Here is a 15,131-nt window from a genome sequence, read left to right as displayed (position 1 = left end):
GGCATGGGTCAGCGCATCTGCAGGATGATCGGACTGGGGCTGGCAGGGTCCGTATCTTTGCGCAGCTTGGCCACTGCCGCAGCTTCGACGGCATTGCCGTGGTTACCCCAGGCACTTCGGATATAGCTGAGCACCTCTGCTGTTTCCTGATCGCTCAGTTGTGCACGCATGGCGGGCATGCGGTAGGCATCGGGCCTGCCATCGGCCACGGCCCGCTGCGACCCGTTCAGGGTGATGTTGATGGCCGATGCAGCCTCGTTGGCGAGTAAAGAAGTGGCGCCGGCCAGGGGCGGCATCCACTCACCCTGGCCTTTGCCGTCCATGCCGTGGCAGGTGGCACAGCGCGCCATGTACGTGCGTACGCCTGGGCGCTCCAGCTGGGCGAGCGTCGGCTCAGGCTGATACTGCCAGGGTTTGCCATCTCGGGATGGATCGCCGGGCAGTGCCTTGAGGTAGTGGGCGATGGCCTGTAGATCGCCATCGGTCATGAACTGCGTGGAGTTGTTGAATGCCTCGGTCATCGAGCCGAAGACCACGGCATGTCGATTGCGACCGGTCTTGAGAAACTGCACCACCTCAGCTTCGTTCCAGCGGCCAAGGCCGGTGTTAGGGTCATTGCGCAAACTGGGCGCGTACCAGCCGTCGAGCAAGGCGCCTGCGAGATACGGGGCGCCTGATTCGTCGAAGGCTTTTTCATTGAAAGCCAGGCCTCGGGGGGTATGGCAGCTGCCGCAGTGCCCAGGCCCCTGCACGATGTAGGCGCCGCGATTCCACAGTGCATTCTGGTCGTCCTTCGCCACGTAAGGGCTCGCGGGTGCGAACGCGCCGTTCCACAGGGCGATGGGCCAGCGTAGGTTCAATGGCCAAGGTATGTCGCCAGGCGTGTTCGGCTGTCGTGCAGGCTGAACACTGCGCATGAAGAAGGCGTAAAGCGCACGTATGTCGTCGTCGCTGAGCTTGGCGTAGGAGGGGTACGGCATGGCGGGGTAAAGGCGGCGCCCGCCAGGCGCCACACCGTGGCGCACGGCCCGGTCGAAGTCGGCCAGCGAGTAGGCGCCGATGCCTGTCTCCCGGTCGGGTGTGATGTTGGTGGCGTGGATCGTGCCAAGCGGGGTAGCCATCTCGAGCCCCCCGGCCATCGGCGGTTCGCCAGGCAGGCTGTGGCAGGCGACGCAATCGCCCAGCCGTGCGACGTATTCCCCGCGACTGATCAATGCCGGGTCGTCGGTGGCGCGTGCCTGCTCATCAGAGAACGGCGAGGCAGGTTCACGGGTGACGTACCAACCGGCCAGGCCGGCGGCGACCGCGCAGGGCAGCAACAGCCAGCCAAGGGTTCTAGCAGTACGAGGGTGCATGGCGGCGTCCTTGTCGGTCAGCTGAAGGTATGACGGCTCATGGGCAGGCTGCGAACCCGTTGTCCGGTCAGTTGGGCCACGGCGTTGGCCACCGCCGGTGCTACCGCGGGCAACGGTGGCTCGCCGATACCGCCCATCTTCGCGCCACTCTCAACGATGCGTACATGTACCCGAGCCATGCGCGCAGGCGGCAGGATCGGGTACAGGTCATAGTTGCGCGCACGCGGCATGCCATCGACGTACACCGCTTCCTCGACCAGCGTCTGCGACAACCCCAAGGCCACCGCGCCATTGACCTGGTGCTCGATGATGGCCGGGTTGACGATGCTGCCCGGATCGATCGCCTGCCAGATGTCGTGGACCTTCACTTGGCCGTCTTCGATGGAGACCTCGGCGATCACGGCCGCTTCGGACCCGAAAGGGGACGCCATCGCTAAGCCTCGGGCCCGCCGCGTGCCATCCTCGGCAGTGAAAGGCCCTCGTTTCCAGCCCCCTGAAAGCTCGACCACCGCTTGCAACAACTGCGTCAGGCGCGGGTTGTCTCGCAGCAGGTGCCGACGCAGGGCCAGAGGGTCTTGGCCTCCTTTGTCCGCCAGCTCGTCCAGGAAAGACTCATAGAAGAAGTCATTGAGCGAGTTGCCCACCGACCGCCAATAACCGAGCATGGCCGGGCCTTTGACGTACACCTGTGCGATGCGCTTGTTGGCGATGGCATAGGCCTTGCCCGATAGCCCTTCCAGTGCCGTGGGGTCGACCTTGTCACCTTGCTTGCCGGCCAGGGCTTCGGTGGGGCCTTCCGTGGCGCTGACCGCCTCCAGGACTACCGGCAAGCCTTCGGCATCGAGCCCGGCGCGGAACTTGACCGCGGCGACAGGGCGTAGCACATCGCGAAGGAACTCTTCCTCGCGGCTCCAGATCAGCTTGACGGGCTGGCCTACCGCCTTGGCCAGGGCGATGGCCTGCGGGTAAGGGTTGGCGGACTCATACAGGAAGTGCCGACCGAAGAAGCCGCCAAGCAGCGGCGAATGCAGCGTAATCTGGTCGGGTGACAGCCCGGTACGCTTGGCGATGTCATCGCGGAACATGTCGGGCGCCTGGTTGGGCAGCCAGACCTCCAGTGTGCCGTCGGGATTGAAGCGGGCCAGGGCAGAAGGGGGCTCGAGCTGGGCATGGTTCAGGTACTGGTTGTGGTAGCTGGCCTCGACGGTGGTCACGGCGTTGTCCAGCGCGCTCGCCACGTCTCCGGCCGTTTCTTCATCACGGGTTGGACCCGTGGCACTGGCCAGGTGCTGGAGCCAGCCGTCGCTGGAAAAATCCGCCGGCATGGCCCGCACGGTGGAATCTCCGGCTGGCTCCAGCCACTGCACTTGCAGTGCCTCGACCGCACGCTTGGCGTGCCACCAGCGCGGTGCAACCACCGCTACAGCACCGGGCAGGCGATGCACTGAATGCACACCCGTCATGGCAGCCACCTGTGCCTCATTGCGCACCTGGCCCACCGTCATGCCCAGGCGAGGGGCATGCTGCACGGCGGCATGAAGCATATTCGGCACGCTGAGGTCGATGCAGTACATGGCCTTGCCGGTGGACTTGTCGTATGCATCCAGGCGCCGAACTGGCTTGCCAATCCAGCGAAAGTGGGCAGGATCACGAAGCTTGACGGTGGCAGGGTCGGGGACCGGCAGGTCCATGGCCCGCTCGGCCAGTTCGCCGTACCCAAGCGTGCGCCCTGACGTGGTATGTACTACGGTACCCGGCGTCGTGGTCAGCTCGCCCACCGCGACACCCAGTTGCTGCGCAGCGGCCTGCAGCAACATCGCCCGCGCCAGTGCGCCCAGGCGGCGCATGGTGGGGTAGCTCATGCGTACGGACATGCTGCCGCCGGTGATGCGCATGCCGTTTTCCATCACCACATAGGCTTGGCCAGGTGGGGCGCTGTCCACGATGAAGTGAGCAGGATCCACATCCAGCTCCTCGCCAACAATCTGCGCCATGGCGGTGAACGGTCCTTGGCCGCCTTCCATGAACGGACTGAGCAGACGGACCGTGCCATCCGGTCGGATTTCCAGGAACGCCGGTACCTGGGTGCCTCGCTGCGCATCGGCAGCAGCTTGCACACGCGCAACGCCCGTCGGCAGGCCGAAGCCCAGGACCAATGCGCCTGCAGCCGTGCCGACGAGGAAGCGGCGACGCGAGAGATTGACGGTTTCGCCAACTTGCAATCTATGCAGTTCAGCAGCGGGATCAGGCGTGCTCATCAGGCTTTGGCTCCCTGCGCCAGGTCATGCATGGCTGCATGAATAGCGTTGTAGGTGCCGCAGCGGCACAGGTTGATCATGGCTGCATCGATCTGTTCGGCGCTGGGTGTCGGGGTATGCTTGAGCAGCGCGGTCGCTGCCATAACCTGACCGGATTGGCAGTACCCGCATTGCGCGACCTGGTGTTCCACCCAAGCCGCTACCACCCGCTTGCCCACAGGGTCCGCCTCGATCGCCTCAATGGTCGACACGTGTCGGCCAACCACGCCGGACACCGGGGTCACGCAGGCGCGCACCACAACGCCGTCCACCAGCACCGAGCAAGCCCCGCACTGGGCCAGGCCGCAGCCATACTTGGTACCGGTCATGCCCAGATCGTCGCGGATCACCCACAAAAGGGGCGTGTCGGCGTCTGCATCGACCTGGTGGGTCGTGCCGTTGATGAGTAGTTCCATGGTTCACCTGCCAGTCATCGGTTAGCGCTGTTCTTGTCATGATCGTGGGATGCGTCGCCCCGTGCAGAAACGCTAGCACAGCGCTGAACCGGTGCCTGCGCCAGGCTGTGCAGATACAGAGGATCAGGCAAGGATTTCCCCGGAATGCGCAAGCGCGAGGCCGCCATTGACGCGCATGCCGGTCGGGGAGGATTTCCGCTGTGAAAAACCGGATAATGCCGACCATTGTGTTTTGCACGCTTAAAATCACGGTAAACCCGCATGGAAATCAAGGTCAATTTTCTCGACAATCTCCGTCTCGAAGCCAAGTTCGATGACTTCACGGTGATCGCCGATCAACCGATTCGCTACAAGGGCGATGGCTCGGCCCCTGGGCCATTCGACTATTTCCTGGCGTCCTCGGCGCTGTGCGCGGCTTACTTCGTCAAGCTCTACTGCCAGACACGCGGCATTCCCACCGAAAACATCCGCCTGTCGCAGAACAACATCGTTGACCCCGAGAACCGCTACAACCAGGTGTTCAAGATCCAGGTGGAGCTGCCTGAAGACATCACCGACAAGGACCGCCAGGGCATCTTGCGTTCGATCGAGCGCTGCACGGTCAAGAAGGTGGTGCAGACCGGTCCGCAATTCGTGATCGAGGTGGTCGACAACCTCGATGCCGATGCCCAGGGTTTGCTCATGCCGGTGGCCGAAACCAGCACCCGCATCCCTGGCAAGGACCTGCCACTGGAACAGACGATTGCCAACATGTCCGGCATTCTGGCCGACCTTGGCATGAAGATCGAAATTGCTTCGTGGCGCAACATCGTGCCCAACGTCTGGTCGTTGCATGTGCGCGATGCGCAGTCGCCCATGTGCTTCACCAATGGCAAGGGCGCTACCAAAGAAGCGGCGCTGGCGTCTGCCCTGGGCGAATTCATTGAGCGGCTGAACTGCAATTTCTTCTACAACGACCAGTTCTGGGGAGAGGAGCTGGCCAATGCGGCGTTCGTGCACTACCCGGACGAACAGTGGTTCAAGCCCGGCCCTCGGGATGCCCTGCCTGACGAAATCCTCGACGCGCATTGCCTGGCCATCTATAACCCCGATGGCGAACTGCGCGGCTCGCACCTGTACGACACCAACTCGGGCAACACCGCCCGGGGCATCTGTTCGCTGCCGTTCGTGCGCCAATCAGACCAGCAGGTGGTGTACTTCCCGTCGAACCTGATCGAGAACCTGTTCCTGAGCAACGGCATGAGCGCGGGCAACACGCTGGCCGAAGCGCAGGTGCAGTGCTTGTCCGAAATCTTCGAGCGTGCGGTCAAGCGTGAAATCCTCGAGGGCGAGCTGTGCCTGCCGGACGTTCCCGCTGAGGTGCTGGCCCGCTATCCGTCCATCGTCGCGGGTATCCAGGGGCTGGAGGAGCAGGGCTTCCCAGTACTGGTCAAGGACGCCTCGCTGGGTGGCGAATTCCCGGTGATGTGCGTCACCCTGATGAACCCGCGCACCGGTGGTGTGTTCGCTTCGTTCGGTGCGCACCCAAGCCTTGAGGTGGCCTTGGAGCGCAGCTTGACCGAACTGCTGCAGGGCCGCAGCTTCGAAGGTTTGAACGACCTGCCACAGCCCACCTTCGAAAGCCACGCCCTGACCGAGCCGAACAATTTCGTCGAGCATTTCATCGACTCCAGCGGCGTTGTGTCGTGGCGCTTCTTCAGCGCCAAGGCTGACTTCGAGTTCGTCGATTGGGATTTCACTGCCCAGGGCGAAGGTGCCAATGCGCAGGAGGCAGCCACCTTGTTCGGCATCCTCGAAGACCTTGGCAAAGAGGTCTACATGGCCGTGTACGACAACCTCGGTGCAATCGCCTGCCGAATCCTGGTACCAGGCTATTCGGAAATCTACCCGGTCGAGGACCTGATCTGGGACAACACCAACCGGGCGCTTTCCTTCCGCGCCGACATCCTCAACCTGCACCGCCTGGACAACCGCTCGCTCAAGCTGCTGCTCAAACGCCTGGACAATTGCGATGTCGATGACTACACCACCATCACCACGCTGATTGGCGTTGAATTCGACGACAACACGGTATGGGGGCAACTGACCATCCTTGAGCTCAAGCTGCTCATCTGCCTGGCCGTGCAGCGCTTCGAGGAGGCCAAAGAGCTGGTCGAGGCGTTTCTCCAGTTCAATGACAACACCGTGGAGCGGGGGCTGTTCTACCAGGCGCTTAACGTGGCATTGGAAGTGCAATTGGACGATGAACTGGACATGGCCGACTACGAAGTCAATTTCCGCCGCATGTTCGGCAACCCGCGCATGGATGCGGTACTGGGCTCGATCGAGGGAAGCGTGCGCTTCCACGGCCTGACCCCGACCAGCATGAAGCTCGAAGGGCTGGATCGCCATCTGCGTCTGATCGACAGCTACAAGAAGCTGCACGCCGCTCGGGCGCGACTGGCCTGACGTCTGGCAGGCATGCGGGCCTGGATAGGCCGCGTATGCCACGAAGGGCAGCGGTTCGGGATTTTTTGCAGGATATTTCAGCCGTGTATGGCTGAACTATCGGCTCGCCAGGGTGCTCATTTGCTAGGCGCACCCTGCGTATCCCCGTGGGCCGTCTCTCGTCGGCCCTGGTCACTGAACGAAAAGGAGGCACCGTGACCGTATCCGACCCTACCCTGTACCGCTGCAGACCTGGCCCACTGCATGCGTTGTTGTTGGCGGGCACCGTGCCGCTGTTCCTGGGGGCAATGATCAGTGACATTGCCTACTACAACAGCTACCAGATCCAGTGGAGCAACTTTGCCGCCTGGCTGATCGCAGGCGGGTTGGTGTTCTGCGGGCTGGCCCTGCTGTTCGCCCTGGCCAACCTGATCAGCGCTCGACACAAGGCCGGGCGGCCAACCCTTTACTTCTTGCTCTTGCTGGTGACGTGGGTGCTGGGGTTGGTCAACGCCTTCGAGCATGCCAAGGACGCCTGGGCTGTGATGCCGTCCGGGCTGGTGCTGTCGGTGATCGTGACCGTGCTCGCTGTAGTGACGGCGTGGCTTGGCTTGAGCAACCTGCGTTCGGGAGGTGAAGCATGAGAGCGCTGCACGTTGTGAGCTTGTTGTCCCTTTCGCTGTTGCTGGCGGCTTGCGGCGGTGAGGGTGACCCCACCCAGGCCCGTGGGCCTGACCCGAAGCTGCCCGAGCCCCAGCGCGGTCTGCTGCCCAGCATGAAGATCGCCGAGCCGGTGGCCTGGGGGCAGCAAAAGCCGACCGTGCCCGACGGTTTCAGCGTCACGGCCATCGCGACCGACTTGAAGATCCCGCGTCAGAGCCTGGTGCTGCCCAATGGCGACATCCTGGTGGCCGAAGGGCGTGGCGGCAGCGCTGCCAAACTCAAGCCCAAGGATGTGATCGCCAGCCAGATCAAGGCCAAGGGCAATACCCAGGTCAAGGGCGGCAACCGCCTGACCCTGTTGCGCGATGCCGATGGTGACGGCAAGTATGAGCTTAAGACCGTCTTTGCCGAGAACCTGAATGCGCCCTATGGCCTGGCATTTGCCGATGGCAAGTTGTACGTGGCCAACCAGGACGCACTGGTGCGCTTCGACTACCGCGACGGCCAGACAAAGGCCGACGGCCCGCCGGTCAAGCTCACCGACCTGCCGGCCGAGATCAACCACCACTGAACCAAAGCGCTGACCATCAGCCCGGACGGCCGCTTCCTCTATGTCGGCATCGGTTCGAACAGCAACATTACCGAGCGCGGCCTTGAGGTCGAGATCGACCGTGCGATGGTGTGGGAAGTCGATGCCCAGACGGGCGCACATCGGCCCTACGCCACCGGGCTGCGCAACCCCACTGCACTGGCTATCCAGCCGGGTACCGGGCAGCTCTGGACAGTGGTCAACGAGCGCGACGAACTGGGCCCAGACCTGGTCCCCGACTACCTGACGTCCGTGCGTGAGGGCGGCTTTTACGGCTGGCCCTACAGCTACTGGGGGCAGAACGTCGACGACCGAGTGCGGCCGCAGAATCCTGACAAAGTAGCTGCGGCGATCAAGCCCGACTACAGCCTGGGGTCGCATGTCGCGGCGCTGGGTGTCGACTTCTCAACGGCCGCCATGGGCCAAGGCTTTGCTGAGGGGGTGTTCGTGGGCGAGCACGGCAGCTGGAACAGGCCGAACCCGGTTGGCTACAAGGTCATCTTCGTGCCGTTCAGCAACGGCAAGCCGGCAGGCGAGCCCATCGATTTCGCCACCGGCTTTCGAGGTGAAGATGGCAAGACGCGTGGGCGTCCAGTGGGTGTGACAGTCGATCCGCGTGGGGCATTGATCATTGCGGACGATCTGGCCAACACCGTCTGGCGGGTGACACGCAACTGATGCAATCGGCTGCAGGGGCGGGACTGTCCGCCCCTATGGCTTACTCTCTAGGATCACGGCGATTACGCCTTGGCGTAGCCACGCAGATTCGCTATTCGCCACACGAATAGTTTCCATCTCAGCTTTCGATTTCCATGCGAGGCGTCAATAGCCTCATGCTGAACCCCGTCCTGTCTAGCGAGAACGGTCATGTTCAGTAAATCCATGATGATAGTGCTGTTACCCATTGTTTTGGCGTTGATTGCTGGCGCGGTTCTGCCGTTTCAAGCGGCAGGCAATGCCGCTGCAGGCAGGGCGCTCGGTCACTGGCTGTGGGGCGCATTTGCGTCGCTTGCCGTCAGCGCCGTGGTTGTCATTGCAGCGCTGCTGGTGTTGCGGGTACCTGCGCCTGACATCGGCAAGGCCTTGCAAGGCCCATGGTGGCTCTGGATCGGCGGTGTGCTGGGCGCCCTGTATGTGGCAGGGGCGGCGGCGCTGACGCCCAAGCTTGGCGCGGCAGGCTTTCTGGTGCTGGTGGTGGCAGGGCAGATCGTTACGGCGGTGGTTGCTGATCATTTTGCCATCATGAACCTGCCTGGCAGGCCCCTGGGGCTGGCGCGAATTTTCGGGCTTGTGATGATCCTGGCCGGCGTGTGGTTGGTGCAGGGTCAGTGGGCCACCAGTACCCCCAGCAAAAGCGAGCCCGCGGTGGAGCGCTCAAGCCACGATCATACCTCTGGCTGACAGCATGTCAGCACCGTTTCGCGCAGCCAGCGATGCCCTGCATCACCCTGCTTGCGGCTGTGCCAGGCTTGCCGGTAATCGATGCTGTCCAAAGGCAGCGGGGGGACGAACTCGCACAGCCCCCCATGGGCAGGCAGCGGGGCGAGGGACCGTCGCGCTACGGTCAGAATCAGGTCGGTATCTTTCACTACTTCTACGGCTGCGCTCCAGTGCGGCAGCGCCAAGGCAATGTGCCGGCGCTGACCTTGGGCGGCCAGTGCACGGTCAATCTCATCGAAGGCGTCGGGGCGCGTAGCCACCAGCACATGGGGGCGCGCCAACCACTGGCTCAAGCTCAATTCGCCCGTGGCCGGCAGCGTCTGATGGTCAGCCACGCTTACGAAGCGATCGGCAAACAGTGACTGGGCGGTGATGCCTTGAGGTAATTCCGGAAAGACCCCCAGCGCCAGGTCCAGTTCTCCATCGAGCAACTGAGCCACCATTGCCTCGCGACTGGCCTGGCTGACCGCCAGGTCGATGCCCGGGGCAACGCGCCGCACATGGCGCAGGAGAGGTGGCAGGATGATCCGTGCTGCATAGTCCGACAGCGAGAGACGGAAGCGTCGCCGGGCCTGCGTAGCATCGAATTGCGGCGTGCTCAGCAGCCCCTCCAGATTGGCCAATGCGTCCTCCAGCGGTTGAGCCAACGCCTGAGCCCGCGCGGTGAGCGTCATTGTGCCACCCTGACGTACCAGCAGAGGATCATCGAAATGCTCGCGCAACTGCGCCAGCGCATGGCTGACGGCCGGCTGACTGCGGTGCAGGCGAATGGCAGCGCGTGTTACATGCCGCTCGGTAAGCAGGGCGTGCAGGGCCAGCAGCAGGTTCAGGTCGATTCGGCGCAATTGATCCATGTTCGGGCGTCTGATCCGTAAGGGGGCAGGGGCCAAGCCTAACAAATGCGCGCCTGCACCGTTGGCGGCACTACACGACCTCACCGGTGGTTGCCGTTATACTGCGCACCTGTTCGATTTTTTTCCGAGTATTTCGATGGGTCTTTCCGCTACCGTTTCACCTGAACCGCGCCGTCTGGGCGCACCCCTTGTCGCGTTGGGTCTACTGATAGCTGGCGCCTGGTTCCTGGATGTCAATGCAGGCTTCAGGCAGGTCCTGCTTCTGCTGCTTGGGGCTGCGCTGGGCCTGACGTTGTATCACGCCGCCTTTGGCTTCACCTCTGCTTGGCGCGTGTTCATCAATGAGCGGCGCGGCGCCGGCTTGCGCGCGCAGATGGTCATGCTGGCGCTGGCTGTACTGCTGTTCTTCCCGGCGCTTGCGGCCGGTAACCTGTTCGGCACCCCCGTGACGGGCCTTGTGGCACCGGCCGGGGTGTCCGTCGTGTTCGGGGCTTTCATCTTCGGCATCGGCATGCAACTAGGAGGCGGCTGCGCGTCGGGCACCTTGTTCACCGTTGGCGGCGGCAATGCCCGCATGCTGGTAACCCTGCTGTTCTTCATCATCGGTTCCGTGACCGCCACGCACCACGCCGACTGGTGGTTTGCCTTGCCATCCTTGCCTGCGACCTCAATCGTGCAGGCATGGGGCCTGGTACCTGCCTTGCTGGTGAGCCTGGGCGTGTTCGGCCTGATCGCCTGGGTCACTGTGCACCTGGAAAAGCGCCGCCACGGCAGGCTTGAACAGCCCGAGCAGCATGACCGGGCAGGTCTGCGACGCTTTGTGCGAGGCCCCTGGCCGTTGCTCTGGGGCGCCGTCGCGTTGGCCGTGCTCAACTATGCCACCCTGGCCTTGGCTGGACGGCCCTGGGGCATTACCTCGGCCTTCGCCTTATGGGGCGCCAAGGTGCTGGACAGCCTGGGTGTTCAGGTGAGCAGCTGGGTGTTCTGGCAGGCACCGGCAAATGCCAAAGCCTTGGCTTCGCCGGTCTGGCAGGATGTGACCACCGTCATGGACCTGGGCATCGTGCTGGGGGCATTGCTTGCAGCAGGCCTTGCCGGGCGTTTTGCGCCAAGCCTGAAGATCCCGCTGCCGTCATTGATCGCCGCCGTCATCGGCGGCCTGTTGCTGGGCTACGGTTCGCGCCTGGCCTACGGCTGCAATATCGGCGCTTATTTCAGCGGCATCGCTTCAGGGAGCGTGCACGGCTGGCTATGGCTGATCGCCGCCTACCTGGGCAACGTGATCGGGGTGCGGCTGCGCCCTGCGTTCTTTGCAGGGGAGCGTCGCGCGACGACCTTGACTGGCTGTTAACGCGAAGGGCTGGCCCGTTGATTCCCGACTGGGCCATTCAACGCTAGGGTTGATACAGCTGAACCAAGGCACGGCGGGGAAGGTGGTTTGGTAACAGTTATTATCAAGTATGTTCAGTAACTACTTGATGTTAATAACTATCTGCGTGCCAGCGCATGTTGCACACATTGCTCCCGATAGGTTTTGCTGATGGCAGCAGGTGAGAGCCTCGAGCGACTGTTATAGGTCTGCTCGGTAATGCCGAAGGCGGTCATGCGCATCCACGGCTTGGCAAACTTGCGTGCCTGCAGCTTCTTGCGTGCGGTATACAGCGTGACCCCAGACAGCTTGGCCTGCTGGGCCTGGGCTGCAATCTGCGCGCCCCACTTGCAGGCTTGGCGATCGTTCTGAGTCAAAGGTCGGGCGCTGGCGCTGATACCTGCCGTAGCCAGCAGGCAGCCCGTCGTGATTGCTAGAATTACTCGCATGTTCCTGTCCTAAGCTTTTGAAGGAGAAGGAAGTTTGCCTCCTCCTTCCAAAGCCGGGGGCCAGCAGTTTGCCTTCAGGCCAGCGCAGCTTTGGCGTCTGTGCTGGCATGTTCGCGCAGGCTGTACCAGGCAATAGCCGCTACCCACAGCACGCCCACCCCATAATTGAGGCGCTGGTAAAGCCCGAACAATTCGCCGCTCTGCATGGCCTGGCCCATGAACCCGACTGTGACAATTGCCCCGAGGGTACAGGCCAGCGAGAAGACCGCCAGGGCGCGCGAGTGCGCGATGCGGGCGCCAAGCCAGATCCACAGGGCACTGGCGAGGGTCAAGGACAAGAACATCAACAGCCCGGAGAGGTTGTGCAACTGCTGCGACGTGGAAGGCTGTTCAGGCGCGCAGCCTTGGTCGCAGGCGAACCATCCCGTGCCCAAGCTGCCAACGGCGTGCAGCAACAACAGCGCTGCACTGACCATGGCCAGCCGGGAGCCGCGCCAGCGCCGGGCAATGCCCCAGGCGAACAAGGCGAACAATAACGCTAATGGGAAATTGTTCACCAGCGGGGAAAGATGATGGGTTGGGGCACCGACGGCGCCAAGCTGGCTCATGGCCAATTGCAGATGATCGTAGCCGGGGTAGGCCATGGCGGTCAGCGTAACGCCCAGCGCTAGCCACAATGGAATGAGCAAGCCACAGCTGAGCAGTGATCGGTCGAGCAATTTCATGCAGGCATCCTTCCGTGGAAAGCCCGGACCTTAACAAACGGTGTGGTGATAGCGCCAGCACCGATAGCGTTGCAGCCGTATGTGATCGTACAACTGCCTGCGCTATCATGGCGGCTGTCTTTCAAGGTGAAGCACAGGGCATGTCAGATCTACAACCACCGCCACGGGCCAGGCGCAAGCCGCGCAGCCTGGCCCAGGAACTGGTCACAGTGCTGACCGAACGCATCCGCAGTGGTCAACTCAAGCGCGGTGACAAGCTGCCGACCGAATCGCAGATCATGGCTGAGGAAGGGGTCAGCCGCACGGTCGTGCGTGAGGCGATCTCGCGCTTGCAAGCCGCCGGGCAGGTGGAGACCCGTCACGGTATCGGTACCTTCGTGCTGGACGCTCCGCCGGTCGGGGGGCTGCGCATCGACCCGGCCACGGTGGTGACGCTGCGCGAAGTACTTGCGGTACTGGAGCTGCGCATCGCCCTTGAAATCGAATCGGCCAGCCTGGCGGCTCAGCGACGCAGCGATGAAGAGCTGGCCGGGATGCGTGCAGCCCTCGATGAGCTAAATGAACAAGCAGCCCATGCTACCGACGCAGTGTCCGCGGACTTTCAATTCCACCTGCGCATCGCCCAGGCCAGCGGTAATCACTATTTCGCCGACATCATCAACCACCTGGGCACCAGCATCATCCCTCGAACCCGCCTCAACTCTGCTCGCCTGGCCCACGACGACCAGCCCCACTATATGAGCCGGTTGATGCATGAGCACGAAGCGATCTATGAGGCGATTGCTCGCCAGGACTGTGAAGGGGCGAAGATGGCCATGCGCATGCACCTGAGCAACAGCCGGGAGCGGCTGCGCCAAGCCCATGAGCGGGCGCAGGTGAGCGGGGCGTGACCTAACCGCCCCAGCCTCCGGATGACTCTCATCCCGGCTAACGACTCAAGATCTACCTTGGAGCGCTTCTTCACTCCACTGGCCATTGACCAACCGGCGCAACCCCAGCGGATTGCTGTCGCGCAGCGGCTCAGGCAGCAGCGCCTGGGGGTAGTTCTGGTAGCACACCGGCCGCAGGAATCGGTCGATGGCCAACGTGCCGACAGACGTGCCCCGAGCGTCCGAGGTGGCAGGGTACGGGCCGCCGTGGACCATGGCATCGCATACCTCCACACCTGTTGGATAGCCGTTGACCAGGATGCGGCCGACCTTTTCCTCCAGCAGCGGTACCAACCAGGCGAACGCAGCAAAGTCTTCCGGCTCGCCGATCAGCGTCGCGGTCAGTTGGCCTCTCAGGCCCTGCAGGGCGCTGCGCAGTTGTTCCTCGTCGCGCGCTTGCACCGCTACTGTCGTCGGACCGAAGACTTCTTCCTGCAAAAGCGGGTCAGACGCCACCAGCAGGCGGGCCTCGGCCTTGAACAGTTGTGCACGTGCCTGGGGGCCTGTCTGCGGCTGGCCGGCCAGGTGCACGATGCCGTCATGGGCGTGAAGGTGATCCAGCCCACTGACATAGCTTCGCAGGCCACCTGCATTGAGCATGGTCTGGCCGGCCTGTTGGTCCAGATGGGTGCCCAAGTCTTCGAGGAGTTGGCTGAAAGCGGGGGATTGCAGGCCTATCACCAACCCCGGGTTGGTGCAGAACTGCCCAGCCCCCATGCAAACGGAGCCTGCCAGTTCACGCGCAATGGCTTCGCCGCGCTTGGCCAGCGCCCCGGGCAGGACAATCACCGGGTTGATGCTCGACATTTCGGCAAACACCGGGATCGGCTGGGGGCGCTCGGCGGCCATGCGGCACAGGGCATCGCCACCTTTGAGCGAGCCGGTGAAGCCCACTGCCTGGATGGCCGGATGCTTGACCAATGGCTCACCCACGCCTGCCCCGAACACCATGTTGAACACACCTTTGGGCATGCCGGTACGGGCGGCCGCGCGTTCGATGGCACAACCGACCAGGTCGGCGGTGGCCATATGGCCGCTGTGCGCCTTGAATACCACCGGGCAACCGGCAGCCAGTGCAGCAGCGGTGTCACCACCGGCGGTAGAGAAGGCCAGGGGGAAGTTGCTCGCGCCGAACACCGCTACAGGACCAACGCCGATGCGCATCTGTCGCAGGTCCACCCGCGGTAGCGGCTGACGGTCTGGTTGGGCCAGGTCGATGCGCGCACCCAGATAGTCGCCTCGGCGCAGCACCTGAGCAAACAGGCGCATCTGACCACTGGTCCTGCCGCGCTCACCCTGGATCCGAGCTGTCGGTAAGGCGGTTTCACGGCACACGATCGCCACGAAGGCATCGTCGAGCGCATCGAGCTCCGCGGCAATGGCGTCCAGAAACTCGGCGCGGCGTGCCGGTGGCAATTGGCGAAACCCTGCGAAGGCGGCCTGTGCGGCCTCGGCCGCCTCGGCCACCTCGCGCTCGGTGGCTTGTGCGAAGCTATAGGGCAGGGGCTCGCCAGTGGTGGCATCCAGGCTTTGCAGGCGCTGCGTGCCGGCTGCGCTGCGCTGGCTGGCGATGAAGTTGTGGCCAAGAATCTCTGGCATCTGGAACTCCTCAAGGACA

The 15,131-nt window shown here is 63.2% G+C and carries 12 protein-coding genes and 1 pseudogene; 6 read left to right on the top strand and 7 right to left on the bottom strand.

Translation table 11 applies throughout. The features are described 5' to 3' along the window. Nucleotides 1–8: 8 nt before the first annotated feature. From CWR53_RS11540 to CWR53_RS11530, 3 genes are read right to left on the bottom strand one after another with little or no spacing between them, the layout of a single operon-like run. Entirely contained in the window at nucleotides 9–1,355 is a 1,347-nt protein-coding gene (locus tag CWR53_RS11540) for a cytochrome c (RefSeq protein WP_100851570.1), read from the bottom strand. A 17-nt stretch (nucleotides 1,356–1,372) separates the two neighbouring features. Then, on the bottom strand, nucleotides 1,373–3,613 hold the full coding sequence (locus tag CWR53_RS11535) for a molybdopterin cofactor-binding domain-containing protein (protein ID WP_058605378.1): 2,241 nt from the start codon (nucleotides 3,611–3,613) through the stop codon (nucleotides 1,373–1,375). Then, nucleotides 3,613–4,068: a (2Fe-2S)-binding protein gene (locus CWR53_RS11530; RefSeq protein WP_058605379.1), complete on the bottom strand. Its 456-nt coding sequence runs from the start codon at nucleotides 4,066–4,068 to the stop codon at nucleotides 3,613–3,615. Before CWR53_RS11530 ends, CWR53_RS11535 begins: the two co-directional genes overlap by 1 nt. A gap of 261 nt (nucleotides 4,069–4,329) precedes the next feature. Here CWR53_RS11530 and CWR53_RS11525 point away from each other — a divergent pair, with 261 nt between their 5' ends. From CWR53_RS11525 to CWR53_RS11510, 4 genes and pseudogenes are all read left to right on the top strand, one after another. After that, on the top strand, nucleotides 4,330–6,516 hold the full coding sequence (locus tag CWR53_RS11525; RefSeq protein ID WP_058638344.1) for an OsmC domain/YcaO domain-containing protein: 2,187 nt from the start codon (nucleotides 4,330–4,332) through the stop codon (nucleotides 6,514–6,516). Nucleotides 6,517–6,710: 194 nt separating this feature from the next. Continuing rightward, nucleotides 6,711–7,139, top strand: a complete 429-nt coding sequence (locus CWR53_RS11520; RefSeq protein WP_100851569.1) for a DUF2231 domain-containing protein — start codon at nucleotides 6,711–6,713, stop codon at nucleotides 7,137–7,139. Next, a pseudogene (locus CWR53_RS11515) lies at nucleotides 7,136–8,425 on the top strand (PQQ-dependent sugar dehydrogenase). The gene CWR53_RS11520 and the pseudogene CWR53_RS11515 overlap by 4 nt, the downstream one beginning before the upstream one ends. A 189-nt stretch (nucleotides 8,426–8,614) precedes the next feature. Beyond that, nucleotides 8,615–9,148, top strand: a complete 534-nt coding sequence (locus CWR53_RS11510; protein WP_058605383.1) for a DMT family transporter — start codon at nucleotides 8,615–8,617, stop codon at nucleotides 9,146–9,148. Here CWR53_RS11510 and CWR53_RS11505 read toward each other — a convergent pair. Further along, complete coding sequence (locus tag CWR53_RS11505; protein ID WP_100851568.1) at nucleotides 9,133–10,041, bottom strand: LysR family transcriptional regulator; 909 nt, start codon at nucleotides 10,039–10,041, stop codon at nucleotides 9,133–9,135. The genes CWR53_RS11510 and CWR53_RS11505 overlap by 16 nt on opposite strands. Nucleotides 10,042–10,177: 136 nt before the next feature. On the opposite strand from CWR53_RS11505, the gene CWR53_RS11500 reads away from it, so the two are divergent. Further along, nucleotides 10,178–11,392, top strand: coding sequence for a YeeE/YedE family protein (locus tag CWR53_RS11500; protein WP_058605385.1), 1,215 nt, complete (start codon nucleotides 10,178–10,180; stop codon nucleotides 11,390–11,392). A 137-nt stretch (nucleotides 11,393–11,529) separates the two neighbouring features. On the opposite strand, the gene CWR53_RS11495 is transcribed toward CWR53_RS11500, so the two are convergent. Continuing rightward, entirely contained in the window at nucleotides 11,530–11,859 is a 330-nt protein-coding gene (locus CWR53_RS11495) for a hypothetical protein (protein WP_100851567.1), read from the bottom strand. 74 nt (nucleotides 11,860–11,933) lie between these two features. Next, nucleotides 11,934–12,584, bottom strand: a complete 651-nt coding sequence (locus tag CWR53_RS11490; RefSeq protein WP_100851566.1) for a DUF998 domain-containing protein — start codon at nucleotides 12,582–12,584, stop codon at nucleotides 11,934–11,936. Nucleotides 12,585–12,724: 140 nt separating this feature from the next. On the opposite strand from CWR53_RS11490, the gene CWR53_RS11485 reads away from it, so the two are divergent. Further along, nucleotides 12,725–13,474: a FadR/GntR family transcriptional regulator gene (locus CWR53_RS11485; RefSeq protein ID WP_058605463.1), complete on the top strand. Its 750-nt coding sequence runs from the start codon at nucleotides 12,725–12,727 to the stop codon at nucleotides 13,472–13,474. Nucleotides 13,475–13,519: 45 nt separating this feature from the next. On the opposite strand, the gene CWR53_RS11480 is transcribed toward CWR53_RS11485, so the two are convergent. Further along, complete coding sequence (locus tag CWR53_RS11480) at nucleotides 13,520–15,112, bottom strand: aldehyde dehydrogenase (NADP(+)) (protein WP_058605388.1); 1,593 nt, start codon at nucleotides 15,110–15,112, stop codon at nucleotides 13,520–13,522. Between the last annotated feature and the right edge of the window lie 19 nt (nucleotides 15,113–15,131).

Source organism: Pseudomonas sp. SGAir0191 (genome assembly GCF_002812565.2).
Lineage (GTDB): Bacteria > Pseudomonadota > Gammaproteobacteria > Pseudomonadales > Pseudomonadaceae > Aquipseudomonas > Aquipseudomonas parafulva_B.
This window is presented reverse-complemented; position numbering and strand designations above follow the sequence as displayed.